Annotated in this window: 25 protein-coding genes; 12 read left to right on the top strand and 13 right to left on the bottom strand. The window is 69.2% G+C overall.

Annotation, left to right across the window (positions count from 1 at the left end):
* Window position 1: 1 nt before the first annotated feature.
* Both AB0H56_RS23865 and AB0H56_RS23860 read right to left on the bottom strand, forming a co-directional pair.
* Entirely contained in the window at window positions 2–1,537 is a 1,536-nt protein-coding gene (locus AB0H56_RS23865; protein ID WP_357167251.1) for an acyl-CoA synthetase, read from the bottom strand.
* 22 nt (window positions 1,538–1,559) lie between these two features.
* Window positions 1,560–2,597, bottom strand: a complete 1,038-nt coding sequence (locus tag AB0H56_RS23860) for an LLM class F420-dependent oxidoreductase (RefSeq protein ID WP_357167249.1) — start codon at window positions 2,595–2,597, stop codon at window positions 1,560–1,562.
* Between the two features lie 61 nt (window positions 2,598–2,658).
* On the opposite strand from AB0H56_RS23860, the gene AB0H56_RS23855 reads away from it, so the two are divergent.
* Genes AB0H56_RS23855 through AB0H56_RS23835 form a run of 5 tightly spaced genes read left to right on the top strand, consistent with a single transcriptional unit; the run spans window position 2,659 to window position 7,130 of the window.
* The gene (locus AB0H56_RS23855) at window positions 2,659–3,630 is read left to right on the top strand and encodes an OB-fold domain-containing protein (RefSeq protein WP_357167247.1); all 972 of its coding nucleotides are present in this window, start codon (window positions 2,659–2,661) and stop codon (window positions 3,628–3,630) included.
* Between the two features lie 8 nt (window positions 3,631–3,638).
* A complete protein-coding gene (locus AB0H56_RS23850; RefSeq protein ID WP_357167245.1) occupies window positions 3,639–4,658 on the top strand; it encodes a thiolase domain-containing protein in 1,020 nt (339 codons plus the stop codon).
* Complete coding sequence (locus AB0H56_RS23845; protein WP_357167243.1) at window positions 4,655–5,824, top strand: thiolase domain-containing protein; 1,170 nt, start codon at window positions 4,655–4,657, stop codon at window positions 5,822–5,824. Before AB0H56_RS23850 ends, AB0H56_RS23845 begins: the two co-directional genes overlap by 4 nt.
* Window positions 5,821–6,711: a TIGR03619 family F420-dependent LLM class oxidoreductase gene (locus AB0H56_RS23840; RefSeq protein WP_357167241.1), complete on the top strand. Its 891-nt coding sequence runs from the start codon at window positions 5,821–5,823 to the stop codon at window positions 6,709–6,711. The genes AB0H56_RS23845 and AB0H56_RS23840 overlap by 4 nt, the downstream gene beginning before the upstream one ends.
* A complete protein-coding gene (locus AB0H56_RS23835; RefSeq protein WP_357167239.1) occupies window positions 6,708–7,130 on the top strand; it encodes a nuclear transport factor 2 family protein in 423 nt (140 codons plus the stop codon). The genes AB0H56_RS23840 and AB0H56_RS23835 overlap by 4 nt, the downstream gene beginning before the upstream one ends.
* A 70-nt stretch (window positions 7,131–7,200) precedes the next feature.
* Here the strand turns inward: AB0H56_RS23835 and AB0H56_RS23830 are convergent, their stop codons facing one another.
* On the bottom strand, window positions 7,201–8,496 hold the full coding sequence (locus AB0H56_RS23830; RefSeq protein ID WP_357167238.1) for a cytochrome P450: 1,296 nt from the start codon (window positions 8,494–8,496) through the stop codon (window positions 7,201–7,203).
* Window positions 8,497–8,628: 132 nt separating this feature from the next.
* On the opposite strand from AB0H56_RS23830, the gene AB0H56_RS23825 reads away from it, so the two are divergent.
* Window positions 8,629–9,792: a steroid 3-ketoacyl-CoA thiolase gene (locus AB0H56_RS23825; RefSeq protein ID WP_357167236.1), complete on the top strand. Its 1,164-nt coding sequence runs from the start codon at window positions 8,629–8,631 to the stop codon at window positions 9,790–9,792.
* Window positions 9,793–10,156: 364 nt separating this feature from the next.
* Window positions 10,157–10,573 (top strand): helix-turn-helix domain-containing protein, encoded by a 417-nt coding sequence (locus tag AB0H56_RS23820; protein ID WP_019044759.1) that lies wholly within the window; start codon window positions 10,157–10,159, stop codon window positions 10,571–10,573.
* Between the two features lie 89 nt (window positions 10,574–10,662).
* On the opposite strand, the gene AB0H56_RS23815 is transcribed toward AB0H56_RS23820, so the two are convergent.
* From AB0H56_RS23815 to AB0H56_RS23795, 5 genes are all read right to left on the bottom strand, one after another.
* Window positions 10,663–11,688, bottom strand: a complete 1,026-nt coding sequence (locus AB0H56_RS23815) for a hypothetical protein (RefSeq protein ID WP_357167234.1) — start codon at window positions 11,686–11,688, stop codon at window positions 10,663–10,665.
* Window positions 11,685–12,200 (bottom strand): ImmA/IrrE family metallo-endopeptidase, encoded by a 516-nt coding sequence (locus tag AB0H56_RS23810; protein WP_019044757.1) that lies wholly within the window; start codon window positions 12,198–12,200, stop codon window positions 11,685–11,687. The genes AB0H56_RS23815 and AB0H56_RS23810 overlap by 4 nt, the downstream gene beginning before the upstream one ends.
* An 11-nt stretch (window positions 12,201–12,211) precedes the next feature.
* Entirely contained in the window at window positions 12,212–13,450 is a 1,239-nt protein-coding gene (locus tag AB0H56_RS23805) for a hypothetical protein (RefSeq protein ID WP_357167232.1), read from the bottom strand.
* A 201-nt stretch (window positions 13,451–13,651) separates the two neighbouring features.
* Window positions 13,652–14,566 carry an SDR family oxidoreductase gene (locus tag AB0H56_RS23800; RefSeq protein ID WP_357167230.1) on the bottom strand — a complete coding sequence of 305 codons (915 nt, stop codon included), beginning with the start codon at window positions 14,564–14,566 and terminating at the stop codon, window positions 13,652–13,654.
* 158 nt (window positions 14,567–14,724) lie between these two features.
* Window positions 14,725–15,501 (bottom strand): SDR family oxidoreductase, encoded by a 777-nt coding sequence (locus AB0H56_RS23795; RefSeq protein ID WP_357167228.1) that lies wholly within the window; start codon window positions 15,499–15,501, stop codon window positions 14,725–14,727.
* Between the two features lie 69 nt (window positions 15,502–15,570).
* Between AB0H56_RS23795 and AB0H56_RS23790 the strand changes: the two genes are divergently transcribed.
* From AB0H56_RS23790 to AB0H56_RS23775, 4 genes are read left to right on the top strand one after another with little or no spacing between them, the layout of a single operon-like run.
* Complete coding sequence (locus AB0H56_RS23790; protein WP_357167226.1) at window positions 15,571–16,335, top strand: enoyl-CoA hydratase family protein; 765 nt, start codon at window positions 15,571–15,573, stop codon at window positions 16,333–16,335.
* 6 nt (window positions 16,336–16,341) lie between these two features.
* The gene (locus tag AB0H56_RS23785) at window positions 16,342–17,220 is read left to right on the top strand and encodes a CoA-transferase (protein ID WP_357167224.1); all 879 of its coding nucleotides are present in this window, start codon (window positions 16,342–16,344) and stop codon (window positions 17,218–17,220) included.
* Window positions 17,217–17,963: a CoA-transferase gene (locus tag AB0H56_RS23780; RefSeq protein ID WP_357167222.1), complete on the top strand. Its 747-nt coding sequence runs from the start codon at window positions 17,217–17,219 to the stop codon at window positions 17,961–17,963. Before AB0H56_RS23785 ends, AB0H56_RS23780 begins: the two co-directional genes overlap by 4 nt.
* The gene (locus AB0H56_RS23775) at window positions 17,960–19,045 is read left to right on the top strand and encodes a nitronate monooxygenase (protein ID WP_357167220.1); all 1,086 of its coding nucleotides are present in this window, start codon (window positions 17,960–17,962) and stop codon (window positions 19,043–19,045) included. Before AB0H56_RS23780 ends, AB0H56_RS23775 begins: the two co-directional genes overlap by 4 nt.
* 122 nt (window positions 19,046–19,167) lie before the next feature.
* On the opposite strand, the gene AB0H56_RS23770 is transcribed toward AB0H56_RS23775, so the two are convergent.
* The gene (locus AB0H56_RS23770; RefSeq protein ID WP_357167218.1) at window positions 19,168–19,632 is read right to left on the bottom strand and encodes a hypothetical protein; all 465 of its coding nucleotides are present in this window, start codon (window positions 19,630–19,632) and stop codon (window positions 19,168–19,170) included.
* Between the two features lie 69 nt (window positions 19,633–19,701).
* A complete protein-coding gene (locus tag AB0H56_RS23765) occupies window positions 19,702–21,672 on the bottom strand; it encodes a molybdopterin-dependent oxidoreductase (RefSeq protein WP_357167216.1) in 1,971 nt (656 codons plus the stop codon).
* A gap of 181 nt (window positions 21,673–21,853) precedes the next feature.
* Between AB0H56_RS23765 and AB0H56_RS23760 the strand changes: the two genes are divergently transcribed.
* Complete coding sequence (locus AB0H56_RS23760; RefSeq protein ID WP_110037475.1) at window positions 21,854–22,180, top strand: hypothetical protein; 327 nt, start codon at window positions 21,854–21,856, stop codon at window positions 22,178–22,180.
* Window positions 22,181–22,220: 40 nt separating this feature from the next.
* Here AB0H56_RS23760 and AB0H56_RS23755 read toward each other — a convergent pair whose 3' ends face one another.
* The 3 genes from AB0H56_RS23755 to AB0H56_RS23745 all read right to left on the bottom strand — a co-directional run bounded on the left by AB0H56_RS23755 (window position 22,221) and on the right by AB0H56_RS23745 (window position 24,928).
* The gene (locus AB0H56_RS23755) at window positions 22,221–22,751 is read right to left on the bottom strand and encodes a hypothetical protein (RefSeq protein ID WP_357167213.1); all 531 of its coding nucleotides are present in this window, start codon (window positions 22,749–22,751) and stop codon (window positions 22,221–22,223) included.
* A 369-nt stretch (window positions 22,752–23,120) separates the two neighbouring features.
* Complete coding sequence (locus tag AB0H56_RS23750; RefSeq protein ID WP_357167506.1) at window positions 23,121–24,281, bottom strand: acetyl-CoA C-acetyltransferase; 1,161 nt, start codon at window positions 24,279–24,281, stop codon at window positions 23,121–23,123.
* Window positions 24,282–24,316: 35 nt separating this feature from the next.
* Window positions 24,317–24,928 carry a TetR/AcrR family transcriptional regulator gene (locus AB0H56_RS23745; protein WP_280217347.1) on the bottom strand — a complete coding sequence of 204 codons (612 nt, stop codon included), beginning with the start codon at window positions 24,926–24,928 and terminating at the stop codon, window positions 24,317–24,319.
* Window positions 24,929–24,961 lie beyond the last annotated feature (33 nt).

Here is a 24,961-nt window from a genome sequence, read left to right as displayed (position 1 = left end):
TTCACAGCAGGCGGCGCTTGTACAGCTTGCCGTTGGGATCGCGGGGCAGCTCCGCGCGGAACTCCACCGTGCGGGGCAGCTTGTACTTGGCGAGCTGACCGGCCGCGAACTCGAGGATCTCGGCGGTGAGCGCGTCGTCGCCCGCGGTGCCCTCGACCGGCTGGACGAACGCCTTGACCTGCTGGCCCCAATCCGGGTCCGGCACACCGAGAACCGCCACGTCGGCCACCTTCGGGTGGCTCATCAGCACGCCCTCGATCTCGGCCGGGTAGATGTTCACGCCGCCGGACAGGATCAGGTCGGAGCGGCGGTCGCAGAGGAACAGGTAGCCGTCCTCGTCCAGGTAGCCGATGTCGCCGACGGTGAACAGGTCACCGACGCGCGACTCCTCGGTCTTCTCCTTGGCGTGGTGGTACTCGAAGCTGGAGGCGCCCATCTTCATGTAGACCATGCCCTCTTTACCGGCGGGCAGTTCCGAACCGTCGGTCTCGTCGAGGATCTTGATGACCGACCACGGCCACGCCTTGCCGACCGAGCCGGGCTTGTTCAGCCATTCGGTCCCGTTGATCACCGTGCCGCCGCCCTCGGTGGCCGCGTAGTACTCGGTGACGACCGGACCCCACCAGTCGAGCATCTGCCGCTTGGTCTGCTGCGGGCACGGCGCCGCGCCGTGCACCATGCTGCGCAGGGAGGACACGTCGTAGCGGGCGCGCACCTCCTCGGGCAGCGCGAGCAGGCGGTGGAACTGGGTCGGCACCATGTGGCTGTGGGTCACCTTGTGCCGCTCGATCAGCGCGAGCATGTCCTCGGGATCCCACTTGTCCATGAGGACCAGCTTGTGGCCCATCTGGATCGAGATGGTCGAGAAGTTCAGCACGGCCGTGTGGTAGAGCGGCGAGCCGCAGATGTGCACGTGGTCGTCGTAGGGAGCGAGCTCGAACAGGGCGAAGAAGGCCTTGTTCGGCGCGGGAACCTGGTCGGGATCGGCGCCGGTCAGCGGGCGGCGAACACCCTTGGGGCGCCCCGTGGTTCCCGAGGTGTAGAGCATCGGCGCGCCGACCGAGCGCTCGTCGGGGCGGCCGGTGTCGGCGGCGCCGAGCCACGAGACGGGCCGGAAGCCCTCGATGGTGCCCGCCGAGAAGCGGGCGTCGGCGGGCAGTTCGGCGAGTTCGGCGGCCTCGGCGGCGGTGGCGGCGAACCGCTCACTGGCCAGGAAGGCCGAGGCCTCGCTGTCGCCGAGGATGTAGGCGATCTCGGGCGCGGTCAGGTGCCAGTTGACCGCGACGATGTAGAGCCCCGCCTGATAGGCGGCGAAGTACGCCGCGATCGCCTCCACACCGTTGTGCAGCATGCTGACGACGACGTCGCCGGTGCGCAATCCGATGCCGCGTAGCCCGTTCGCGTAGCGGTTGGCGAGGGTGGCCAATTCTCGATAGCTGATCTCCCTGCCGTCCGGGTCGACGACGGCGATCCGCTCGGGATCGGCCGCGGCGATATTCCACAGTCCGAGGACTTCCGTTGTCTGCTGGCTGCTCACCCCATCGAATTTAGAACGTGTTCTAGGTCGATACAAGGGTTTGGAGCCGACGCATCTGATCGACGTCCGAAACCGAGATCAGCATCATCGTCACGCCGGCGTCCTCCCATTCCTTCAGGCGCGCGCGCACATGCTCCTCGTTGCCGAAGATCGCGGTGTCGGTGATCAGCTCGTCGGGCACCGCCGCGGCCGCCTCGGCCTTGCGGCCCGCCTGGAACAGCGCCGAGATCTCGTCGACCTCCTCGGCGTAGCCCATCCGCTTGTAGACCTGGGCGTGGAAGTTCAGCTCGGGGGCGCCCATGCCGCCGATGTAGAGCGAGGTCACCCAGCGCATCCGCTCGATCTCGCCGGCCGGGTCGTCGGTGAGGACCACCTGCGCGCTCGCCGCGATCTCGAAATCGGCCCTGCTCCGCCGGGCGCCCGCCCGCGCGAAGCCCTCGTCGAGCCATTCGTTGTACATGCCCGCCAGCCGAGGGGCGTAGTAGATCGCGAGCCAGCCGTCGGCGATCTCGGCGGTCTGCGCGACGTTCTTCGGACCCTCCGCACCCAGCCAGATCGGCAGGTCGGCGCGCAGCGGATGCACGATCGGCTTGAGCGGTTTGCCGAGGCCGGTCGCGCCGGGGCCGGTGTAGGGCAGGCCGTAGTGCTTGCCGTCGGAGGTCACCGGCGCCTCGCGGGCCAGCACCTTGCGCACGATGTCGACGTATTCGCGCGTGCGCCGCAGCGGCTGGGCGAACGGCTGCCCGTACCAGCCCTCCACCACCTGCGGGCCGGAGACGCCGAGACCGAGGATGGCCCGGCCGCCGCTGAGGTGATCGAGGGTGAGCGCGTGCATCGCCGCCGCGGCAGGCGTGCGCGCCGACAGCTGCGCGACCGAGGTGCCCAGGCGCACCCGCTCGGTCTTCGAGCCCCACCAGGCCAGCGGAGTGAAGGCGTCCGAGCCCCAGGACTCGGCCGCGAACACGGCGTCGAACCCGGTTTCCTCGGCCGCGACGACGAGCTCACCGGCGTTCGCCGGGGGCTGTGCGCCCCAGTATCCGAGTTGCAGTCCGAATTTCATGACCGACGCCCTTTCCGGCGAATCCTTGCCAGCAGAATAAGAACCTGTTCTACTCGATATCGTGACCCAGGGGAATACCGCAGTGGAAGTATTGAGTGCACCCCTACGGGTGCAGTTCGACTACACCAGGTCCGTCGGACCTGTCATCGGCGCCTTTCTGACCGGACTGCGCGAACGCCGGATACTCGGCGTCCGCGGCAGCGACGGCCGGATTCTGGTGCCCGCGCAGGAATACGACCCGATCACCTCGGCCCCGCTGGCCGAGCTGGTCCAGGTCGAGCCGACCGGCACGGTGAAGTCGTGGACATGGGTGGCGGAGACGCTACCGGGGCAGCCGTTCGATCGGCCGTTCGCCTGGGCCCTGGTCCAGCTCGACGGCGCCGACACGGCCATGTTGCACGCGCTGGACGTGACCGACCCGAGCCAGGTGAGCACCGGCATGCGGGTGCGCGTGCGCTGGGCCGACGAGCGCACCGGCACGATCCAGGACATCGCTTGTTTCGAGCCGGGTGAGGCAGCCGAGGCCGTCGCGCCCGCCGAGGACACCGCCGAGCCGGTGACGATCCTGACCACGCCCGTGGACATGAGCTACAAGCACACGGCCTCCCCGCAGGAGAGCGCTTACCTGCGCGGACTCGCCGAGGGCAAGCTGATCGGCGGCCGCTCCGAGGCGGGCGGGCGGGTGTACTTCCCGCCGCGCGGCGCCAACCCGACCGACGGCACGCCCACCGACGATCTGGTCGAGCTGCCCGACAAGGGCACGGTGACCACCTTCTGCATCGTGAACGTGCCGTTCCTCGGCCAGCGGATCAAGCCGCCGTACGTGGCCGCCTACGTGCTGCTCGATGGCGCCGACATCCCGTTCCTGCACCTGGTTCTCGGCTGCGAGGCGTCCGAGGTGCGGATGGGCATGCGGGTCGAGGCCGTGTGGAAGCCGCGCGAGGAGTGGGGCCACGCGCTGGCCAACATCGACCACTTCCGCCCGAGCGGCGAGCCCGATGCCCCGTACGAGTCCTACCAGCACCACCTCTGAGAGGCGACGTGAGTACACCAGAAATCGCGGTGGTCGGGTTCGCCCACGCACCGCACGTGCCGGAGACCTTCGGCACCACCAACGGCGTCGAGATGCTCGTGCCATGTTTCCAGCAGCTCTACGCCGATCTCGGCATCACCAAGTCCGACATCGACTTCTGGTGCTCGGGCTCCTCGGATTACCTGGCGGGACGGGCGTTCTCGTTCATCTCGGCGGTCGACGCGATCGGCGCGGTGCCGCCGATCAACGAGTCGCACGTGGAGATGGACGCCGCGTGGGCGCTCTACGAGGCGTGGGTGAAGCTGGTGTCCGGCCAGGCGCAGACCGCGCTGGTCTACGGCTTCGGCAAGTCGTCGGCGGGCACTCTGCGCCAGGTGCTGACCAGGCAGCTCGACCCGTATCTGGTCGGCCCGCTGTGGCCCGACGCCGTCTCGGTCGCGGGCCTGCAGGCACGCGCCGGCCTGGACGCGGGCCGCTGGACCGAGCGGGAGATGGCCGCCGTCGCCGGTGGTGACATCGAATCCCTGCTCGCCGCACCGTATGTCGCCGACCCACTGCGCGCCCATGACATCGCGCCGATCACCGACGGCGCGGCCGCGGTGGTGCTCGCGGTCGGCGATCGGGCCAGGGAGCTGTGCGAGCGCCCGGCGTGGATCACCGGCATCGCGCACAACATCGACGCCCAGGCGCTCGGTGGCCGGGATCTGACCCGCTCGCCCTCCACCACCAGGGCGGCCGCGGCCGCGACCCGTGGCGACACCAGCTTCGACCTGGCCGAACTGCACGCGCCGTTCAGCCATCAGCAGCTGATCCTGGCCGAGGCGATCGGCCTGTCGCCCGAGACCCCGGTCAACCGGTCCGGTGGCGCGCTCGCGGCCAACCCGATGTTCGCGGCGGGTCTCGAGCGCATCGGCAACGCCGCCGAGGCCATCTTCTCCGGTACCGCCAACCGGACCCTCGCTCATGCGACCAGCGGCCCCGCGCTGCAGCAGAACCTGGTCGCCGTTCTGGAATCGGAGGCACGATGAGCTTCCCCGCGGCGGTGCTCGGCACCGGCCAAACTCATCACGTGACGAAGCGCACGGACGTGTCCATGGCTGGCATGTGCCGTGAGGCGATCGATCGCGCGCTCGAGGACTCGGGCCTGACCATCGACGACATCGACGCCGTCGTCGTCGGCAAGGCACCCGACTTCTTCGAGGGCGTGATGATGCCCGAGCTGTATCTCGCCGAGGCACTCGGCGCCATCGGCAAACCGCTGCTGCGCGTGCACACCGCGGGCTCGGTCGGCGGGTCGACCGGTGTGGTCGCCGCCAACCTGGTGCAAGCGGGCGTGCACGGCAAGGTCCTCGCGATCGCGTGGGAGAAGCAGTCGGAGTCGAACGCCATGTGGGCGTTGTCGATTCCGGTGCCGTTCACCATGCCGGTCGGCGCCGGTGCGGGCGGCTACTTCGCCCCGCACGTGCGCTCCTACATCCGCCGCTCCAACGCACCGACCCACATCGGTGCCATGGTCGCGGTGAAGGACCGGCGCAACGGCGCGAAGAACCCACTCGCGCACCTGCACCAGCCCGACATCACCCTGGAATCGGTGCTCGCCTCCCAGATGCTGTGGGACCCCATCCGTTTCGACGAGACCTGCCCCTCCTCCGACGGCGCCTGCGCACTGGTGATCGGCAATGCCGAGGCCGCCGCGGCGGTCGAGGCACAGGGCAAGAAGGTCGCCTGGGTGCACGGCACCGCGATGCGCACCGAGCCGACCACCTTCTCCGGACGCGACCAGGTCAATCCGCAGGCGGGTCGCGACGCGGCCGCCGCGCTGTGGAAGTCGGCCGGGATCACCGACCCGCGCGACGAGATCGACGTCGCCGAGATCTACGTGCCGTTCTCCTGGTTCGAGCCGATGTGGCTGGAGAATCTCGGCTTCGCCGCGGAGGGCGACGGCTGGAAGCTCACCGACAAGGGCGAGACCGAGATCGGCGGCCGCATCCCGGTGAACCCGTCCGGCGGCGTGCTCTCCTCCAACCCGATCGGCGCCTCCGGCCTGATCCGCTTCGCCGAGGCGGCCAAGCAGGTGATGGGCCGTGCGGGCGCGTACCAGGTCGAGAACGCCCGTAAGGCGATGGGCCACGCGTACGGCGGTGGCTCCCAGTACTTCTCGATGTGGGTCGTGGGAAGCGAGCGGCCGGAATGAAGTTCACCCTCGGAGTGGCCCTGAGCCCGCTCGACCAGCTCACCGAGCTGGCCAAGACAGCGGAGGAATGCGGCTTCGCCTCCATCGGCCTGCCGGACTCGCTGTTCTACATGAAGTCGCAGTCCGCCGACTATCCGTACACCCCGGACGGCAGCCGCTTCTGGGGTCCGGACACGCCCTGGGTCGATCCGCTGATCGCGGCCGCGTCCATGGCCGCGGTGACCACCGACCTGCGGTTCTACACCAACGTCCTCAAGCTGGGCTCGCGCAATCCCCTGCTGCTGGCCAGACAGGTCGGCTCGATCGCCAACATGTCGGGCAATCGCTTCGGCTTCGGCATCGGAATCGGCTGGGCGCCCGAGGAATTCGAATGGTGCGGGGTGCCGTATGCCCGCCGTGGCGCCAGGGTCGACGAGATGATCGAGGTCATCCGGCTCGTCCTGGACGGCGGCATGGTCGAATTCCACGGCGAGTTCTTCGACTTCGACGAGCTGCAGATGAGCCCGGCGCCGAGCGAGCGGGTGCCGTTCTACATCGGCGGGCACACCGGTCCGGCGCTGCGCCGGGCCGCCCGCATCGGCGACGGCTGGACCTCGGCGATGATGAAGTTCGACGATCTGGTCGCCACCATCGGCACCCTGCGTGACCTGCGCGCCGAGTACGGGCGGTCCGAGGTGCCCTTCGAGATCCAGTCGGTCTGCATCGACAAGTTCGGCCGCGAGGGGTACCAGGATCTGGCCGATGCAGGCGTCACCGACAACATCGTGGTGCCCTGGCTGTCGGACGGCATCGGGTTCGACGGCGAGCTCGAGGCCAAGCAGGACTCGCTGCGCAAGTTCGCCGAGAAGTACATCGCCGATCCCATCGTCGCGAGGACCGCCGCATGAGCGAGACAGTTGTCGATCGTTCCGCGCGCGCTGCCGGCCTGGCCTCCCAGGCCGCGGTGCGGGCCAAGGACAAGGCGGCCTGGGTCGCCCTGTTCGCCGCCGACGGCATCGTCGAAGATCCGGTCGGCCCTTCGGGTTTCGATCCCGAGGGCGTCGGTCACCGCGGCCACGAGGCGATCGGCGCGTTTTGGGACAAGGCCATCGGGATGACCGATTCGATCGAGTTCCTCTTCGAGGACTCGTTCGCCTGCGGCACCGAGATCGCCTTCACCGGCATGATCCGCACGACCATGGCCGGCCACGTGATCGACGCCGAGGGCGTGTTCACCTACAAGGTCGACGCCGAGGGCAAGATCGCCGCGCTGCGCGCCTTCTGGGAGGTGGATCGCGCCATGGCGACCACCCGCCCGGTGTCCTGACGCGCCGACGAATCAGCCCCGGTACCGCTTCGGTACCGGGGCTGATTCCTTTCTGCGTCCTACCGGAGACTCAGTGGGCGACCGGGCAGCCCTTGGTCTTGTAGTCGACCGGGAGCTCCTTGATGCCGTTGAGCCAGCCCGAGTGCAGGCGCTTCGGCTTGCCGATCTTGGTGATGTCGGGCAGGTGGTCGGCGATCGCGTTGAAGATCAGGTCGATCTCGAGCCGGGCCAGGTTCGCGCCGACACAGAAGTGCGCGCCGGTGCCGCCGAAGGACAGGTGCTGGTTGTCCTTGCGCATGATGTCGAACTTCTCCGGGTTCTCGAAGACGTCCTCATCGAAGTTGGCCGACCGGTACAGCATCACCAGACGCTGCCCCTTCTTGATCTGCACGCCGTTGAGCTCGGTGTCCTCGAGCGCGGTGCGCTGGAAGGAGGTGACCGGGGTGGCCCAGCGGATGATCTCGTCCACCGCGCTGGCGGGCCGCTCCTTCTTGAACAGCTCCCACTGGTCGGGGTTCTCCATGAACGCGATCATGCCGTGGCTGATGGCATTGCGGGTGGTCTCGTTGCCCGCGACCGCGAGCACGATGACGAAGAAGCCGAACTCCTCCGCGGTGAGCGCCTCACCGTCGACATCGGCCTCGATCAGCGTGGTGACCAGGTCGTCGGCCGGGCAGGCCTTCCTGGCCTCGGCCATCTGGTAGGAGTAGCCGAGCAGCTCCATCGACGCCTGCACGGGGTCGACATCGACATTGTCGGGATCGTCGTAGCCGGTCATGTCGTTGGACCACTCGAAGACCTTCATCCGGTCCTCCTGCGGCACGCCGATCAGCTCGGCGATGGCCTGCAGCGGCAACTCACAGGCGACCTGGGTGACGAAGTCGCCCGCGCCCGATTCGGCGGCGGCCTTCACGATCTTCTCGGCGCGCGCCGAGAGCTCGGCGCGCAGGCCGTTGACCGCGCGCGGGGTGAAGCCCTTGGCGATCAGCTTGCGGAGCTTGGTGTGCTCCGGCGCGTCCTTGTTGAGGATGACGAAGCGCTGCAGTTCGATCTGCTCGCGCTTGATGTCGTCGTTGAAGCGCGGGATCGCGGTGTTCTCGTAGGTGGAGAAGACATCGCTGCGACGGGAGACCTCCTTCACGTCGGCGTGCTTGCTCACCACCCAGAAGCCGTCGTCCTGGAACCCGCCGACATCTGGCGACTTGGGGTTCCACCAGATCGGGGCGGCCCGCCGCAACTCGGCGAACTCCTCCGTCGGAACACGCTCGGCGTAGATAGCGGGATCGGTAACGTCGAACCCGTCCGGCAGGTTCGGCCGGCCCGTGGCGTGCCCGGGGCTGGCTTGTGCGGTGCTCGGATCTACCACCAGATGTCTCCTTCGACAAACTGAAACACGTTCTACAATCATTCAAGCACAGCGGCTGCCGTGACGAAAGAACCTCGCGGTTTTACCCTGGGCTAGAGATCAGAACTTGTTGCAGTTACGAGGGAGAATCAGATGGGAACACCCGTCATCGTCGAAGCCGTGCGGACCCCGATCGGCAAGCGGCGCGGGCAACTGTCGGGACTGCACGCCGCCGAACTGCTCGGCCTGGCCCAGCGCGGCCTGCTCGACCGGGCCGGGATCGACCCGGCCGACGTCGAGCAGGTGATCGGTGGCTGTGTCACCCAGGCGGGCGAGCAGTCCAACAACGTCACCCGCGTCGCGTGGTTGCACGCGGGCCTGCCGTGGCAGACCGGCGCCACCACCATCGACGCCCAGTGCGGCTCGGCCCAGCAGGCCAACCACCTCGTCGCCGGGCTCATCGCGACCGGCGCGATCGATGTCGGCATGGCGTGTGGCGTCGAGGCGATGAGCCGCGTGCCGCTCGGCGCGAATGTGGGCACCGAAGCTGGCCCGCGCAGGCCCGCGTCGTGGTCGATCGATTTGCCCGACCAATTCGGCGCCGCCGAACGAATTGCGCGCAGGCGCGGGATCACTCGTTCGGATATCGATGAATTCGGCCTGCGTTCACAACAATTGGCGGCGCGGGCATGGGCCGAGGGACGTTTCGATCGCGAGGTTCTTCCGGTGTCGGCGCCGGTGCTCGACAGCGAGGGAAATGCCACCGGCGAGAAGCTCGAGGTGACCCGCGATCAGGGTCTGCGCGCCACCACGCTCGAGGGCCTGGCCGCGCTGAAGCCGGTGGTCGCCGACGGCATCCACACCGCGGGCACCTCCTCGCAGATCTCCGACGGCTCGGCCGCGGTGCTGCTCATGGACGAAACCGTCGCGCGCGACAAGGGTTTGCGGCCGCGGGCGCGCATCCGCACCCAGGTCCTCGTCGGCGCCGAGCCGGAGTTCCACCTCGACGGTCCGGTGCAGGCGTGCACCCGGCTGCTCGAGCGCTCCGGAATGAAGATTTCGGATATCGACCTTTTCGAGATCAATGAAGCATTCGCCTCCGTCGCACTTTCTTGGGCTGCTGTACACCAGCCGGACATGGACCGGGTAAATGTCAACGGCGGTGCGATCGCAATCGGGCATCCGGTCGGCTCCACCGGTTCTCGGCTCATCACCACCGCTTTGCACGAGCTCGAACGCACCGGCAAGGGCACGGCGATGGTGCTCATGTGCGCCGGTGGCGCACTCGCGACCGGAACGATCATCGAGCGCCTGTAGACTGGCGGCACTGAAACCGGGCGCCCAGGTTGAACATTCATCCCCGGGCGCCCGGAACGTGTCGTACGCCACACAATCCAGGGGACGCGGGGGAACATGAAACATCAGCTAACATTGAGCTACTATCGACCTATGGTTGAAGAACCCCGCGACGGGCACGAACCCCGGCCCCCCTGCGCTCCACAAGAGTCGTTGGCGTGACCCGCAAACGCGACCGCCGACGCCCCTGCACGCAGGTGAGCGTCGGAAACCGTAGAGAAATCCCGAATCAGGCGTAGGTTTTCAGTTACTGAGCCGCTAATATCAATGATACGTATCCGAGATAACGACTGTTAGTACAGTGAAGGGAATTGGGCGGCTCACAATGGCTGATTTCGCGGCGCGGCTGAACAAGCTGTTCGAAACCGTGCATCCCCCGGGGCGCAAGCCGCACACCAACGCAGAGGTTGCGGCTGCGCTGACTGCCTCCGGGCATCCGATCTCGAAGCCGTATCTCTCGCAGCTGCGGTCGGGACAACGAACCAACCCGTCCGACGAGACGGTGGCCGCCCTGGCGAAGTTCTTCAAGGTCAAGCCTGACTACTTCTTCAACGACATCTACGCGGCCAAGATCGATCACGACCTGGAGCTGCTCGCGCAGCTGCAGGGTTACGGGCTGCGTCGACTGTCCAGCAGGGCATTCGACCTCTCGGAAGAATCACAGAATCTGCTCACCTCGATGGCGGAGAAGTTGCGGGCCAGCGAAGGCTTGCCCGAAATTCCTCCGGACGGAACAGAATAGGAACACGAAGCAAGGCCGGATACGTGCACAGCGAACGGGCCTGAGCCGGTGGGAATCCACCTCTCAGGCCCGTTCGCTGTCTGGTGAGGTCAGGCGGCGGCGTTCTGGGGCGCGCCCTCGGTCGCCACGGCGGTCTCGTACTTGCTCGCGATGGCCAGCACCCAGCCACGGGGGCTCACCCCGGGCGGCGGCGCGATCCAGCGAGCGTCGACGAACAAGTCCCCCAACGGATTTCGGGCCCACTCGGCCACCACCGCCGCGCGCTCGTGCACCGAGGCGGGTGGCTCACCCGCGGCCGGGATGACGATGCCGCTGCCGGAGAGCAGGTACAGCGCGTCCATCACCTGGGCCACGTGGTCGGAGGCCTTGAGCTGCGTGGAGGTGGCGTTCTGCTCGGGCGCGACCACCTCGGGGAAGCGCCCGACCATCAGCTTGTGCAGCGGCCGGATCCGGCGCAGCAGCATCCTGGCCCGCCACCACAGCTCGATCACGATCGACACGGCGCCGAGCGCGATCAACAGGCTGGCGATCTCCCACGCCTGCCATCCCCACAGCGGCTGACCGGGGGGCGTCGGCTCGGCGTCCTGGAGGGCGCGGCCCGCGTTGGCGACCGCGAGCACCGCGACCAGCGCTGTGCCCGCGGTGTAGATCGCGATGCCGCGGCCGAGCGTCGTCCAGTCCAGATTGCGCAGACCGGTGGTGACGATGAAGACCGCGCCGAGCGCGACGACGATCCAGCCGAAGGTGAACGACCAGGCCAGCGTGATGACGATGGCGAGCGCGCCGATGCCGTACACCACCATCGCGATCTGGCGCAGATTGCGGCGCGAGACCACCGGCCACGCGGCCGAGGCCACCACCGAGGTGGCGGTCGTGAACAGGATCCAGGCCGAGTCGACGATGCCGGTGGACAACCACCCGCTGCGCACCCCGCCGGGGAGCAGATTGTCGATGGCCACCGCGATGTCGGGGATGGCGACGGTCGACGCGAGCGCCACGGCGGACACCGCGACGACGATCGCCACGCGGGCGGTCGTCGCCGGCTTCACCAGCACGCGGCCCACTCGCGCACCCGCGGCAACCCAGACCAGCAGGGCTGTCAACCAGAGTGTCATCCGAGTGCCTCATCGAATCGAAGGACCGAGACGCCTGCGCCCCGGTTGTTGAACACGCGCAGCCGGGTCATGAGCATGGCCGCGAAGGTCTCGGCCTCCCACTCCGCGAGGTCGTCGGCGCCGTCGTCGACGATCTGCGCGTGCGCGCGCTGACTGAGCATGTAGGCGATCAGGTCGTCGCTGACCTCGAGGGTGGTCTCCACCGCGGGAGCGCCCTCGTGATCGAAGACGATGTGCCCGAGTTCGTGCGCGAGGGTGTGGTCGCGGCTGGGCAGGGCGTCGGCGAGGACGATGATGTCGCGCTCGGGGTAGAAGCGACGCTGGCCGCACACGCCTGGCCCCAATTGCGCACTGGTGATCTCGATTTCGCGCTGACGTTCCAGCGAGATCGCCGCGACCACCTCGTCGAGGGTGGTCGCGTCGGAGTCGGCGGCCACCGCGCACACCGCGTCGACCGCGGCGGCGACGCGGCGATAGGACCTCGAGGTGCTCTGGGTCTTGCTCTTACTCATCGAAGATCCCCTCACGACCTCGGTCCGAAGAATTCGGCACGCGCCGCGTTCACCCGGGCCTGGGCTGCCGCGGCACCTTGGAAACTCACTGCGCCCGAACCGGTTCCGGCCAGCGCGAGCGCGATCAGGCCACCGATCACCGACAGCAGTTCCGGCTCGGGCAGGCCGCCGTTGTCGCTGGTCGGCTTGACCTCGTGGTTCGGCTTGGCCGCCGGGGCCGGAGCGGCCGCGGCCGGTGGAGCCGGAGCCGCGGCGGCGGGCGGCGCGGCGGCCGGAGCGGGTGCTGCCACAGCGACATTGGGCACCGACGGCATCGACGGCGCCGCAGGTGACGGCGGAATCGCGATCGACGGGAGCGCGGGCGCCGCGGGTGGCGTCGGCACCTGCAGGAGCAGCAGGAGCAGCAGCGGCGAGGCCGAACCCACCGCCGCGGAACCGACGGCGGCCGACCCGACCGCGGCCGAACCCACTGCGGCGGAACCGGTTCCGGCCAGCGCCGAGCCGAGGCCGAGCAGCGCCGACCCGGTCCCGACACCGGCCGAGCCGACCGCCGCGGAACCGGTGCCGAGAAGGGCCGCACCGGCGGCGGAGCCGGTACCGAGCACAGCGGCGCCGGCGGCCGAACCGGTACCCAGAACAGCGGCACCGGCGGCGGAACCCGTCGCCAGTACGCCGGCCGCACCGGCCGAGCCGGTACCGAGGACAGCGGCGACACCGGCCGAGCCGGTACCGAGGATGGCGCCGACGCCGGCCGAACCGGAGCCGAGGAGCAGGCCGAGGCCCGCCGAGCCGGTACCGAGCACAGCGGCGCCCGCGGCGGAGCCCGCGCCCGCGGCGGCCGAACCGGCGGCCGCGGAGCCGGAGCCCGCGACTTCCTTCTTGGGAATCTGCTGGCTGGGCTGGCCGGGGATCGTCAGCGGCTGCCACTCGTCGGTGCCGGCGACCTCGCCGCCGGTCTGCGGCGCGGGAGCCGGTTCGGTGGTCTCCGGGAGGTTGTCGACCTGGCCGCCGCCCGCGGAGCCGCTGGGGAGCCGCAGCTCGCCGGGCTTCACCGGGTCCTGGCTGTTGCCGCCGTGACCGTTGCCGCCGGTGTTGTCGTCACCGAGCCCACTGCTGCCGCTGCCCGGCGCCTGAGCGGCGGGAGTCGGTGGCTTTTCCGGCGCGGCGACGGCGACAGCCGGCCCGAGTAGAGCGGAACCGGCCAGCACGCTCGCAGCGGCAAGTACGCGCAACATGCGACCAACGGCCATGCGCTTGTCATCCCCTTAGTAATTCAGCGCAGCATTACCCCCGGTCGCGACACATTCCGGGATCGACGAACAGTAGCCCATAGTAAACCCACGGCCTCGATGCCGCAGAAGCGATCAGGAGTCGTCCAGCCCCCTGAACGCTGTTGACATGACAAAAGCGCAGGCCGAGGAGCTTCCCCCGGCCTGCGCTCAACATGTTTGCTATGCGCCGTACACCGGCTCCGGCGGAGTGCTCTTCTCGATCAGTTCGGCCACCACGGGCCCCAGCTCGGCCGGGTTCCACCTGGCGCCGCGATCGACCGGGGCACCGTGCCGCCAGCCCTGCGCCAGGGCCACCTTGCCGCCCTCGACCTCGAACATCCGGCCGGTCACGCCCGCCGACTGGGTGCTGCCGAGCCAGACCACGATCGGCGAGATGTTCTCCGGCGCCATGGCGTCGAAGCCTGATTCGGGCGCGGCCATGGTGTCGGCGAACACGGTCTCGGTCATCCTGGTGCGGGCCGCGGGGGCGATCGCGTTGACGGTCACGCCGTAGCGGCCGAACTCGGCCGCGGCGGTGAGGGTGAGCCCGGCGATGCCGGCCTTGGCCGCACCGTAGTTGCCCTGGCCGACACTGCCCTGCAGGCCGGCACCCGAGCTGGTGTTGATCACACGGGCATCCACGGGACGCCCGGCCTTCGCCTCGCCGCGCCAGTACTCGGCCGCGTGCCGCATGGTGGCGAAGTGGCCCTTGAGGTGCACGCGGACCACCGCGTCCCACTCGTCCTCGCCCAGGTTGACCAGCATCCGGTCGCGCACGAAGCCGGCGTTGTTCACCAGCACGTCGAGGCCACCGAAGGTGTCGACGGCCTGCCGGATCAGGCGGCGGGCGCCCTCCCAATCGGCGACGTCGTCGTAGTTGGCCACGGCTTCGCCGCCCGCCGCGACGATCTCGTCGACCACCTGCTGCGCCGGGGTCTCGGTGGTCGCGGCGCCGTCGAGCGCGGTGCCGACATCGTTGACCACCACGCGCGCGCCCGCCGCGGCGAAGGCGAGGGCGTGCGCACGGCCGATCCCCCGGCCCGCGCCGGTGACGATGACGGTGCGGCCTGCGCAGATCAACTGCTGGTCGTCCATGGGGTAGCTCCTGTATCTCTGGCGGCTGGCGCCGCGGGTTTCGGCCTCGTGACCTCGCATCCGAGAGGCGATACTGCGCCTTCGGCGTTACGTCTCGCCCCTCGGATGCGAGGCGGCCGAAACCGTGGTGGTTGGTGTGTCGATGTCTGGTCGGTGGGTCAGCGGTTCGTGTTGGCGGCGTCCAGGAAGGCGGGGCGTTCGCCGCCACCGTGGACGAGCAGGGTGGCGCCGCTGATGTGCGCGGCGAGGGGCGAGGCGAGGAACAGCGCGGCGCTGCCGACGTCGGCGGGGCTGGCCAGGCGGCCGAGCGGGACGGTCGCCGCCACCGCGGCCACCCCGTCGGCGTCGCCGTAGTGCAGGTGGCTGAGCTCGGTCTCGACCGGGCCGACGACGACGGAGTTCAGCCGCACCTTGGGCGCCCACTCGACGGCCAGCGAGCCTGCCAGGTTGTCCAGGCCCGCCTTGGCCGCGCCGTAGGCGGCCGTACCCGGCGAGGGCCGGTGCCCGCTGACGCTGGTGATCATCACGATCGAGCCGCCCGTGTCCTGCTTCTGCATCACCGCGTTGGCCTGCTGCGAGATCAGCAACGGCGCGAGCAGGTTCAGCTCGACGATCTTCTGATGGAACTTCGGGCTGGCGGCCTCGGCCATGGCGAAGGGGGCGCCGCCCGCGTTGTTCACCACGTGGTCGATCCGGCCGTACTCGTCGAGGATCCGCTCGAACATCGCCGCGACGGCGTCGGGGTCGCGCACATCGCAGGTGAAGTGCGCGGTGGCGCGCTCACCCACCGTGATCGGCTCGTCGGCCGGGCGGCGGGCACAGGTCAGCACGGTCGCGCCCGCGGCGAGGAAGGCCCGGCTGATGCCGGCGCCGACACCGCGGACGCCGCCGGTCACCAGAACGATCTGCGCGGAAAGGTCGATTTCTACAGCCACCGTGCTAACCTACCAAGCAATTGCTTGCTTTGTCTCGGGTATGCCGAGGCGCGCACGATGGGACTTGCGATGGGGATTAACCGTCACACCGAAACCGAGGGCGTCGAAGTCGTCACCGTCGACTACCCGCCGGTCAACGCACTGCCGTCGGACGGCTGGTTCGCGCTGGCCGACGCGATCAGGGACGCGGGACGTGATCCGGGCACCCGGGTGGTGGTGCTGCGGGCCGAGGGGCGCGGCTTCAACGCCGGCGTCGACATCAAGGAGATGAACGCCGACAGCGGGCACACCGCGCTGATCCGCGCCAATCACGGCTGCTTCGACGCGTTCGCCGCCGTCTACGACTGCCAGGTGCCGGTCGTCACCGCCGTCAACGGTTTCTGCCTCGGCGGCGGCATCGGCCTGGTCGGCAACTCCGATGTCATCGTCGCCTCCGACGATGCCACCTTCGGCCTGCCCGAAGTGGATCGTGGCGCACTCGGCGCCGCCACCCACCTGGCCCGCCTGGTCCCCCAGCACCTGATGCGGACCATGTTCTACACCGCGGGCAAGCTCACCGCCCAGCAGCTGCACCACTACGGCTCGGTCTACAAGGTGGTCCCGCGCGCCGAACTCGACGCCGCCGCGATGGAGGTCGCCAAGAACATCGCGAACAAGGACGGCCGCGTGATCCGGGCCGCCAAGCGCGCGCTCAACGGCATCGACGTGCAGGACGTGCACCGGTCCTACCGCTACGAGCAGGGTTTCACCATGGAGCTCAACCTCGCGGGCGTGGCCGACGAGATCAGGGCGCGTTTCGACGACGATCTCGCCGCGCAGAAGAAGGAGAACTAGAAAGCCATGCGCGACAAGCGAATGACGCTCGACGAGATCGTCGGCGAGCTGCGCAGCGGGATGACGATCGGCATCGGCGGCTGGGGCTCCCGGCGCAAGCCGCTGGCGCTGGTGCGCGCGCTGCTGCGCTCCGACGTCACCGATCTGACCGTTGTCACCTACGGCGGTCCCGACCTGGGCCTGCTGTGCTCGGCGGGCAAGGTGCGCAAGGCCTACTACGGCTTCGTGTCCCTGGACTCGGCCCCCTTCTACGACCCGTGGTTCGCCAAGGCGCGCACCGAGGGCGCCATCACCGTGCGTGAGATGGACGAGGGCATGGTCAAGTGCGGGCTGCAGGCCGCCGCCGCGCGCCTGCCGTTCCTGCCGATCCGGGCCGGCCTCGGCTCGGCGGTGCTCGACTTCTGGGAGGGCGAGCTGAAGACGGTCGCCTCCCCGTATCCGACCGACGGCAGGACCGAGACGCTCGTGGCGATGCCCGCGCTGAATCTCGACGCCGCGTTCGTGCATCTCGACCTGGCCGACAAGCACGGCAACGCCGCCTACACCGGCGTCGACCCCTACTTCGACGACCTGTACTGCCTGGCGGCCGAGCGTCGCTACGTCTCGGCCGACCGCATCGTGGAGACCGAGGAACTGGTGAAAGCCGTTCCGCAGCAGTCGATCATCCTCAACCGGATGATGGTCGACGGTGTCGTCGAGGCGCCGGGCGGGGCGCACTTCACCTTCGCGGGCGGCTACGGCCGCGACGAGAAGTTCCAGAAGCACTACGTGGAGGCCGCGAAGACGCCGGAGGCGTGGGCCGAGTTCAAGGCGCGGTATCTCGACGTGTCCGAGGACGAATACCAAGCAGCCGTCGCGGCTTTCGCTGAGGAGCAGAAGCAATGACCATTACTCGCGCTGAGGTTTGTGTCGTCGCGGCCGCGGAGATCTTCCGCGGCGCGGGCGAGATCATGGCGAGCCCGATGTCGACGGTCACCACCATCGGCGCCCGGCTGGCCCGCCTCACCTTCGAACCCGACCTACTGCTCTCCGACGGCGAGGCGCTGTTCTTCGCCGAGGTTCCGGCCATCGGCGCCAAAGCGCCTGTCGAGGGCTGGATCCCGTTCTCCAAGGTGTTCGACGTGGTCGCCTCCGGGCGCAGGCACGTGGTGATGGGCGCCAACCAGCTCGACCGGTTCGGCAACCAGAACCTGTCGGCCTTCGGTCCGCTGCAGCAGCCGACCCGGCAGATGTTCGGCGTGCGCGGTGCGCCGGGCAACACCATCAACCACGCCACCAGCTACTTCGTGCCCCGGCACAACAAGCGGGTGTTCGTCGACCAGGTCGACATCATCTCCGGAATCGGTTACGACCGTATCGAACCCGAGAACCCGGCCTACCGCTTTCACCACCTGCACCGCGTGGTGACCAACCTGGGCGTGTTCGACTTCAACGGTCCCGACCACACCCTGCGCGCGCTGTCGCTGCACCCGGGCGTGAGCGCCGACGAGGTCGCCGAGAACACCTCCTTCGAGGTCGCCGAGCTGGGCACCGCGGGCGAGACCAGGCTGCCCACCGAGGAAGAGCTGCGGATCATCCGAACCGTGCTCGACCCCAAGGGCTTCCGGGAGAAGGAAGTGGCGGCGTGAGCGCGCGGCTGCGGACTCCGCTGACCGAACTGGTCGGCATCGAGCACCCGGTCGTGCAGACCGGCATGGGCTGGGTCGCCGGTCCGCGCCTGGTCGCGGCCACCGCCAACGCGGGCGGACTCGGCATCCTGGCCTCGGCCACGATGACCTTCGAGGAGCTCGAGGCGGCGATCGCCAAGACCAAGTCGCTCACCGGCAAGCCCTTCGGCGTGAACATCCGGGCCGACGCGACCGACGCCACCGAGCGCATCGACCTGCTCATCCGCGAGCAGGTCAAGGTCGCCTCCTTCGCGCTCGCGCCGAAGAAGGATCTGATCGCCAAGCTCAAAGACGCGGGCGTGGTGGTGGTTCCGTCGATCGGCGCGGCCAAGCACGCGGTGAAGGTGGCGTCCTGGGGCGCCGACGCGGTGATCGTGCAGGGCGGCGAGGGTGGCGGCCATACCGGCCCGGTCGCCACGACCCTGCTGCTGCCCTCGGTGCTCGACGCGGTCGACATCCCCGTGGTCGCCGCCGGCGGCTTCTTCGACGGTCGCGGCCTGGCCGCCGCGTTGTCCTACGGCGCGGCCGGTGTCGCGATGGGCACCCGCTTCCTGCTCACCCAGGAGAGCACCGTGCCCGAGGCCGTCAAGCAGGAGTACCTGGCCCGCGGCCTGCAGGACACGGTGGTGTCGGTGAAGGTCGACGGCATGCCGCACCGGATGCTGAACACCGAACTGGTCGAGCGGCTGGAGCATTCCGGCGGCTGGCGCGGCCTGTCGGCGGCGGTCGGCAACGCCGCCAAGTTCAAGTCGATGACCGGCATGAAGTGGTCGACGCTGATGCGCGACGGCCTGGCCATGCGCAAGACCAAGGACCTCAGCTGGTCGCAGGTCGTGATGGCGGCGAACTCGGCCATGCTCACCAAGGCCGGACTGGTCGAGGGCCGCACCGACGCGGGCGTGCTGCCCGCCGGGCAGGTCACCGGCATCATCGACAGCCTGCCGACCGTGGCCGAGCTGATCGAGCAGATCGTCACCGACGCCGTCGCCAGGATCGACGCGGTCGCGGCCCTGCGCGGCGAACCCGCCACCGAGTCCCGCTGACCGCGGGCATCCAGACCCGCCCCGTCTGACGGCCCAGAGCCAACCGTCAGTCGAACCGGGGCGAACCGGACACCGGACCAGGCGCCACCCACAAGGTGCGCGACTGGTCCGGTGTTCTTTTCTCAGGACGCGAGTACGGTGAACTGGACGCTCGCGGGCAGGTGCGCCAGGGGTGTGGTGCGCACGCTCGCCTCGACCCGGCCCGGGCCGGTGGGCAGCTTCACCCCGACCGCGGGACCGGTCTGGCCCGACGGACCACCGACGACGACGGTCGCCGCCGATCCGCTCGCGCCGGTGTCGAGATTGCGCCACTCGACCGTCGCGGTCACCGTGCAGCCGCTCTCGTGCGAGCCCGGCGTCGCGCTCCAGAAGGTGCCGCGCAGGTAGACGGCCGCTTCGCCCGGCGCGCTGTAATCGCTGGGGCCGGGCAGGGCGGTGCCGTCGATCTGGCCCGCGCACGTCCAGCCGGTGGCCAGGGTGTAGGTGGGTGGGATGGTCGTCGCCGCCGAGGCGGGCGAGGTCGTGCCGAGCAGCAGGCCGGCGGCGGCGGTCGCCACAATGCCGGCGCGGCCGAGGTGCGGATGCATCACGTCGTCCCTTCGTTGCCGAGCGGATTCGGTTCAGCCTGGCACTCTCCCGCGCCGAGCACCAGCACCTCAGCGCGGACGCACCTCGACGCGGTTGTCGTGGAACACCGCGCCGCCGGCGTAGTCGGCGTCGCGTTCGGCGATCGTCGCGTTGACCGTGGCGCCGTTGGTGAACTTGGCCCAGCGGCCCTTGGTCGTGGCCGCGACGCCGGGGCGGACCCGGTCGGACAGCTCGGCCACGGCCTCGAACTCGCCGCGTGAGTTCGACACCAGCACCGGGGCGCCGTCGGCGATGCCGCGGGCGGCCGCGTCGTCGGGGTGCAGCGTGATCGTGGATTCGCCCGCGCGGCGGCGCAATTCGGGGTTGGCGCCGAAGGTGGTGTTCAGGAAGTAGTGCGAGGCGGCCGAGATCAGGACCAGTCCGTCGCCGGGGTCGGCGGGCGGGGTGTACGCCGGGAACGGGTCGTGGCCCGCGAGTTCGGCTCGGGCGGAGACGAACTGGAGCTTGCCCGCGGGCACCGGACCGGCCTGGATCTTGAGGAAACCGTCGGCGCGCAGGCGGTCGAGGTCGTGGCCCTTCAGCAGTTGCTTGGCCAGTTCCTCGTCGGAATCGTAGAGGGCCGGTTCGGTGAGCCCGAGCCTGCGCGCGAGTCTGCGGAAGGTTTCGGTGGTGGACAGGCATTCGCCCGGCGGTTCCACGGCGGGTTCGTTCCACACCAGGTACAGATGTCCGTAGCCGGCGATCACGTCGAGATGCTCGGGCTGCATGGTGGCGGGCAGCACGATGTCGGCGTAGTCGACGGTGTCGGTGGCGAAGTGCTCGAGCACCACCGTGAACAGGTCCTCGCGCGAGAGGCCCTCGATCACCCTGCGCTGGTCGGGATTCGAGCCGACCGGATTGGCCGCGATCACGAACAGCGCCTTGACCGGCGGGTCGTCGGTGTCGAGCAGGGCCTCGCCGAGCCTGGTCATCGACAGGGTGCGCACCGGGTGTGGCAGCAGATCGTCGCGGAGCAGCGCGGCGTCGTCGAGGCGGAAGTGTCCGCTGGTCGAATAGTGCAGTCCCCCACCGCGAATCGCCCAGTCGCCGGTGACTCCGGGCAGGCAGGCCAGCACCCGCAGCGCCATCCCGCCGCCCGCGTGGCGCTGCATGCCCTGCGAGGCGCGGATGGCGGTCGGCCTGGTGCGCGCGATGCGTTCGCCGAGCGCGACGATCTGTTCCCGCGGCACACCGGTGATCTCCGCGGTGCGCTCGGGGGTGAATTCGGCGATGCGGTCCCGGAATTCGGGCCAGCCCTCGGTGTGCTCGGCGATGAACTCGTCGTCCTGCGCGCCGAGCGAGACGATCACGTGCAGCAGGCCGAAGGCCAGCGCGGCGTCGGTGCCGGGCAGCGGCGCGAGATGTTCGTCGCAGCGTTCGGCGGTCTTGGTCCGCACCGGATCGATCGACACCAGGTAGGCACCGCTGTCCTGCACGAACTTCCACACATGGTGGCCCGAGGTGAGCGGATTGGTGCCCCACAGCAGGATCAGTTTCGCGTGCGCGAGGTCCTCGGGGTCCATCCCGCCGGAGGTGCCGAGGGTGTAGCGCAGACCGGCGCTGCCCGCGACCGAGCAGATCGTGGGGCGGTGGTGGGAGGCGCCGAGCACATTGAACAGGCGACGGCCCGGATATCCCTCCATGCCCTGGATGTAGCCCAGGCTGCCGGTGCCGTGGAACGGCCAGATCGCCTCGGCGCCGAACTCGTCGATGACGCCGGTGAGCCGGGTGGCGATCTCGTCGAGCGCCTCGTCCCAGCTGATCCGTTCGAATCGGCCCGACCCCTTGGGCCCGACCCGGCGCAGCGGATAGCGCAGCCGGTCCGGGGCACCGACCTGCTCCAGGTAGCGGTTCACCTTCACGCACAATGCGCCGCGCGTGACCGGATGATCCTTGTTCCCCCGCAGGCCGGTGGCGACGCCGTCCTCGACGGACACCACCCACGAGCACGCGTCGGGGCAGTCGAGTGGGCACGCTCCGAGCACCTTCACCCGACCCATCGTAAGCGGGCACACCGACATCCCGCCCACCACGCTCGGCCGTAACATCGCTCGCCGGAAATGTGATGTAAATCACGTAAGAGTGGTTTCGCGGACGCGTGGCACCACAAGGTATCGATTTGCGCGGAGGCCCTGCCGCAGGTCGGGGCATCGTGCCCCCACGCTTGGTGGGAGGTAGGAGATGATCGGGAAGAAATTGATGGTGAGCGCGTCGGCGGCAATGCTGCTCGGCGCGGGGGTGGTGATGGGCGCATCGCCCGCCCAGGCGCAATGGCAGCCGGGATGCTCGGCACATCCGGTCAACAACAGTGCGGCGTACTCGCAGTGCTATTGGCCGGTTCGACATCAGGTGCGCATCGAGTGCAGGCACTGGTGGGGCTGGTTCGGCAGCAGCTGGGCCACCTACGAGCGCCGCGGCAACATGGCGTGGAACGGGCAGCAGTCCTGGGCCCACTGCGACACGCCGGGCACTCTCCAGCGCTGGGATGTCGTGACCTATTGGTGGTGAACGAGAAACGGGTCGGCCGAAAGGGGCCGACCCGTAACCCTCATTCGGTCTTGATGACCGGGTTGAGAATCCCGCAGACCTTCCAGCCGCCGTCTTCCTGGATCAGGTCATACGTCGCGGTCGAGGTGGTCTCGTTTCCGAGAAGCTCCATGCTCATCGACACCGTGAAGGTCCCGGAATCGCTTCCGGACGGCACATCCACGCTCTTCAAGGTCGATGTGACTTTCGGAAGACCGGTATCGCCGGACGGTAGCCCGGTGGGCGTAGTCTGGCCGTCTTTCCTCGAGATCGGGCCTCTATCTGAGACACACACGAGATCGTCGATCTCGCCCGTCCCGTCGACCCACGCCTGCGCCGCCTCGCGCGGGGTGTCGTAACCACCACCACCGATCGAACCGCCGCCGGGACCGAACAGGAAGTACCCGCCGACAGCCGCCGCGATCAGGACGACCGCGCCACCGACGAAGAGCGCGATCTTGCCGCCGCTACCGCCGGACGGACGCGGCGGCTGACCGTAACCACCCGGCGCACCGTAGTGCGGCCCACCCTGCGGATACGGCTGACCCGGCATCGGCCGCCCCTGCGGGTAGGGCTGACCGGGCATCGGCGGGTACTGCTGAGCCTGCGGATACGGCTGACCCGGATACGGCTGACCGGGCGGCATCGGCTGACCCGGCCGACCTTGATACGGGTTGGGCGGTTGTGGGTGACCCATTCGGAATTCCTGCTCCTGCTCTCACGAGTGACACCCAGATCCGGCACCACTTCAGCTCATGGCTTACCCACTGCGCCAACGTGTTATCGCGGCAGTCCAGGGATGAGCAACGTTCCAGTGTCGGTGACCGATCGAGCGCCCGCAAGTGCGGAAACCGCCGTATATCGCACAACGGCCCGGCGCCGGAAAACTCCGGCACCGGGCCGTGGTCGGCTCCGCGGCGAATTACCCTGCGGCGCCGAGGCGTTCGATGATGGTGACGTTCGCCGTGCCGCCGCCCTCGCAGATGGTGAGCAGACCGTAGCGGCCGTTCACCCGCTCCAGCTCGTTGAGCAGGGTCGCGAACAGCTTGGCGCCGGTCGCGCCGAGCGGATGGCCGAGCGCGATCGCGCCGCCGTTGACGTTGACCTTCGCCGGGTCGGCGCCGATCTCCTTGATCCAGGCCAGCACCACGGGCGCGAAGGCCTCGTTGATCTCGATGACGTCGATGTCGTCGATGGTGAGCCCGGTCTTCTCCAGCGCCCACTGGGTCGCCGGAATCGGCGCGCTCAGCATGAAGATCGGGTCGGCGCCCCGCGCGCTGACGTGATGGATGCGCGCCCGCGGGGTGAGCCCGTACTCCTTGACGGCCCATTCCGAGGCGAGCAGCGTCGCGCTCGCGCCGTCGGAGATCTGGCTGGCCACCGCGGCCGTGAGCGGGCTGCCCTCGCCGAGCGGCTGCAGGCTCGCCATCTTCTCCAGGCTGGTCTCGCGCGGACCCTGGTCGACGGTGAAGTCACCGACCGGCACGATCTCGTTGTCGAAGCGGCCCGCCGCGATGGCGGCGCGGGCGCGCTCGTGGCTGCGCAGCGCCCACTGCTCCATGTCCTCGCGAGTGATGCCCCATTTCTCGGCGATCAGCTCGGCGCCACGGAACTGCGAGACCTCGCCGGTGCCGTAGCGCTCGTCCCAGCCGGTCGCGCCGACGAACGGCGACTCGAAGCCGTACTCCTTGCCCGCCAGCATGGCGGCCGAGATCGGGATGGCGCTCATGTTCTGCACGCCACCGGCCACGATCACCTCGGCGGTGCCGCTCATGATGGCCTGGGCGCCGAAGTTGATGGCCTGCTGGCTGGAGCCGCACTGCCGGTCGACGGTGACGCCGGGCACCGACTCCGGGTAGCCGGCGGTCAGCCACATGGTGCGGCCGATGTTGCCCGCCTGCGGGCCGATGTTGTCGACGCAGCCGACGATCACGTCGTCGACGACGGCGGGATCGATGCCGGTGCGCTCGATCAGTCCGCGCACGGCGGCGGCGCCGAGGTCGGCCGGGTGCACACCGGCCAGCGCGCCACCGCGCTTGCCGACCGCGGTGCGGACCGCGTCGACTACATAGGCTTCCCGCAGCGGGGTGTACGGGCGGCGCTCGGTCATGGGAACTCCTACTTCGCTGTGCTCGCGGGCACGGTGAGCCCGTCGAGCACGATGGTCAGATATTGCTGGGCAAGGCTTTTCACGGCGATGGTGCCGCCGGGGGTGTACCAGCGCACCGCGACCCACACGGTGTCGCGCAGGAAGCGGAACGCCAGTTCCACGTCGAGTTCGGGCCGGAAGCTGCCGTCGGCGACGCCGGCGGTGAGCACTCGGTGCCACAGATCCCGGAACTCGGTGTTGAAGTCGCGGATGTAGCCGAATCGTTCGACGTCGCGCAGGTTCTTGGCCTCGGCCTGGTAGATGGCGACGGCGGCGTGGTGCCGATCGAAGGACTCGTAGGAGGCCAGCACCAGGGCCTCCAGGGTCTCGCGCGAACTCAGGCCCGCCGCCGCGATCTCGCGGTAGCGGCCGAACAGGTCGTCGAGGAAGCCGCGCAGGATCTCGTCGACCATCGACTCCTTGGAGTCGAAATGGTGATAGAGGCTGCCCGAGAGGATCCCCGCCGAGTCGGCGATGTCGCGCACGGTGGTGGCACGCAGGCCACGCTCGGCGAACAGGTCGGCGGCCAGGCCGAGCAGTTCCTCGCGGCGGGTGCGTTTCACGGTGTCGGGTGCGGTCACGGTGTCATTCCTCCATACTCGGGCGCCCGATCA

Source organism: Nocardia sp. NPDC050717, assembly GCF_040654275.1.
Classification (GTDB): domain Bacteria; phylum Actinomycetota; class Actinomycetes; order Mycobacteriales; family Mycobacteriaceae; genus Nocardia.
The sequence above is the reverse complement of the archived record's forward strand: the minus strand, read 5'-3'. Positions and strand labels throughout refer to the sequence as shown.

Coding starts and splice junctions, on each gene's coding strand:
- AB0H56_RS23840 (WP_357167241.1), top strand. CDS start 5,821: ATGAAGTTCACCCTCGGAGTGGCCCTGAGCCCGCTCGACCAGCTCACC.
- AB0H56_RS23860 (WP_357167249.1), bottom strand. CDS start 2,597: ATGAAATTCGGACTGCAACTCGGATACTGGGGCGCACAGCCCCCGGCG.
- AB0H56_RS23825 (WP_357167236.1), top strand. CDS start 8,629: ATGGGAACACCCGTCATCGTCGAAGCCGTGCGGACCCCGATCGGCAAG.
- AB0H56_RS23815 (WP_357167234.1), bottom strand. CDS start 11,688: ATGACACTCTGGTTGACAGCCCTGCTGGTCTGGGTTGCCGCGGGTGCG.
- AB0H56_RS23760 (WP_110037475.1), top strand. CDS start 21,854: ATGATCGGGAAGAAATTGATGGTGAGCGCGTCGGCGGCAATGCTGCTC.
- AB0H56_RS23845 (WP_357167243.1), top strand. CDS start 4,655: ATGAGCTTCCCCGCGGCGGTGCTCGGCACCGGCCAAACTCATCACGTG.
- AB0H56_RS23755 (WP_357167213.1), bottom strand. CDS start 22,751: ATGCCGGGTCAGCCGTATCCGCAGGGTGGGCCGCACTACGGTGCGCCG.
- AB0H56_RS23770 (WP_357167218.1), bottom strand. CDS start 19,632: ATGCATCCGCACCTCGGCCGCGCCGGCATTGTGGCGACCGCCGCCGCC.
- AB0H56_RS23820 (WP_019044759.1), top strand. CDS start 10,157: ATGGCTGATTTCGCGGCGCGGCTGAACAAGCTGTTCGAAACCGTGCAT.
- AB0H56_RS23805 (WP_357167232.1), bottom strand. CDS start 13,450: ATGGCCGTTGGTCGCATGTTGCGCGTACTTGCCGCTGCGAGCGTGCTG.
- AB0H56_RS23810 (WP_019044757.1), bottom strand. CDS start 12,200: ATGAGTAAGAGCAAGACCCAGAGCACCTCGAGGTCCTATCGCCGCGTC.
- AB0H56_RS23790 (WP_357167226.1), top strand. CDS start 15,571: ATGGGGATTAACCGTCACACCGAAACCGAGGGCGTCGAAGTCGTCACC.
- AB0H56_RS23785 (WP_357167224.1), top strand. CDS start 16,342: ATGCGCGACAAGCGAATGACGCTCGACGAGATCGTCGGCGAGCTGCGC.
- AB0H56_RS23780 (WP_357167222.1), top strand. CDS start 17,217: ATGACCATTACTCGCGCTGAGGTTTGTGTCGTCGCGGCCGCGGAGATC.
- AB0H56_RS23765 (WP_357167216.1), bottom strand. CDS start 21,672: ATGGGTCGGGTGAAGGTGCTCGGAGCGTGCCCACTCGACTGCCCCGAC.
- AB0H56_RS23800 (WP_357167230.1), bottom strand. CDS start 14,566: ATGGACGACCAGCAGTTGATCTGCGCAGGCCGCACCGTCATCGTCACC.
- AB0H56_RS23835 (WP_357167239.1), top strand. CDS start 6,708: ATGAGCGAGACAGTTGTCGATCGTTCCGCGCGCGCTGCCGGCCTGGCC.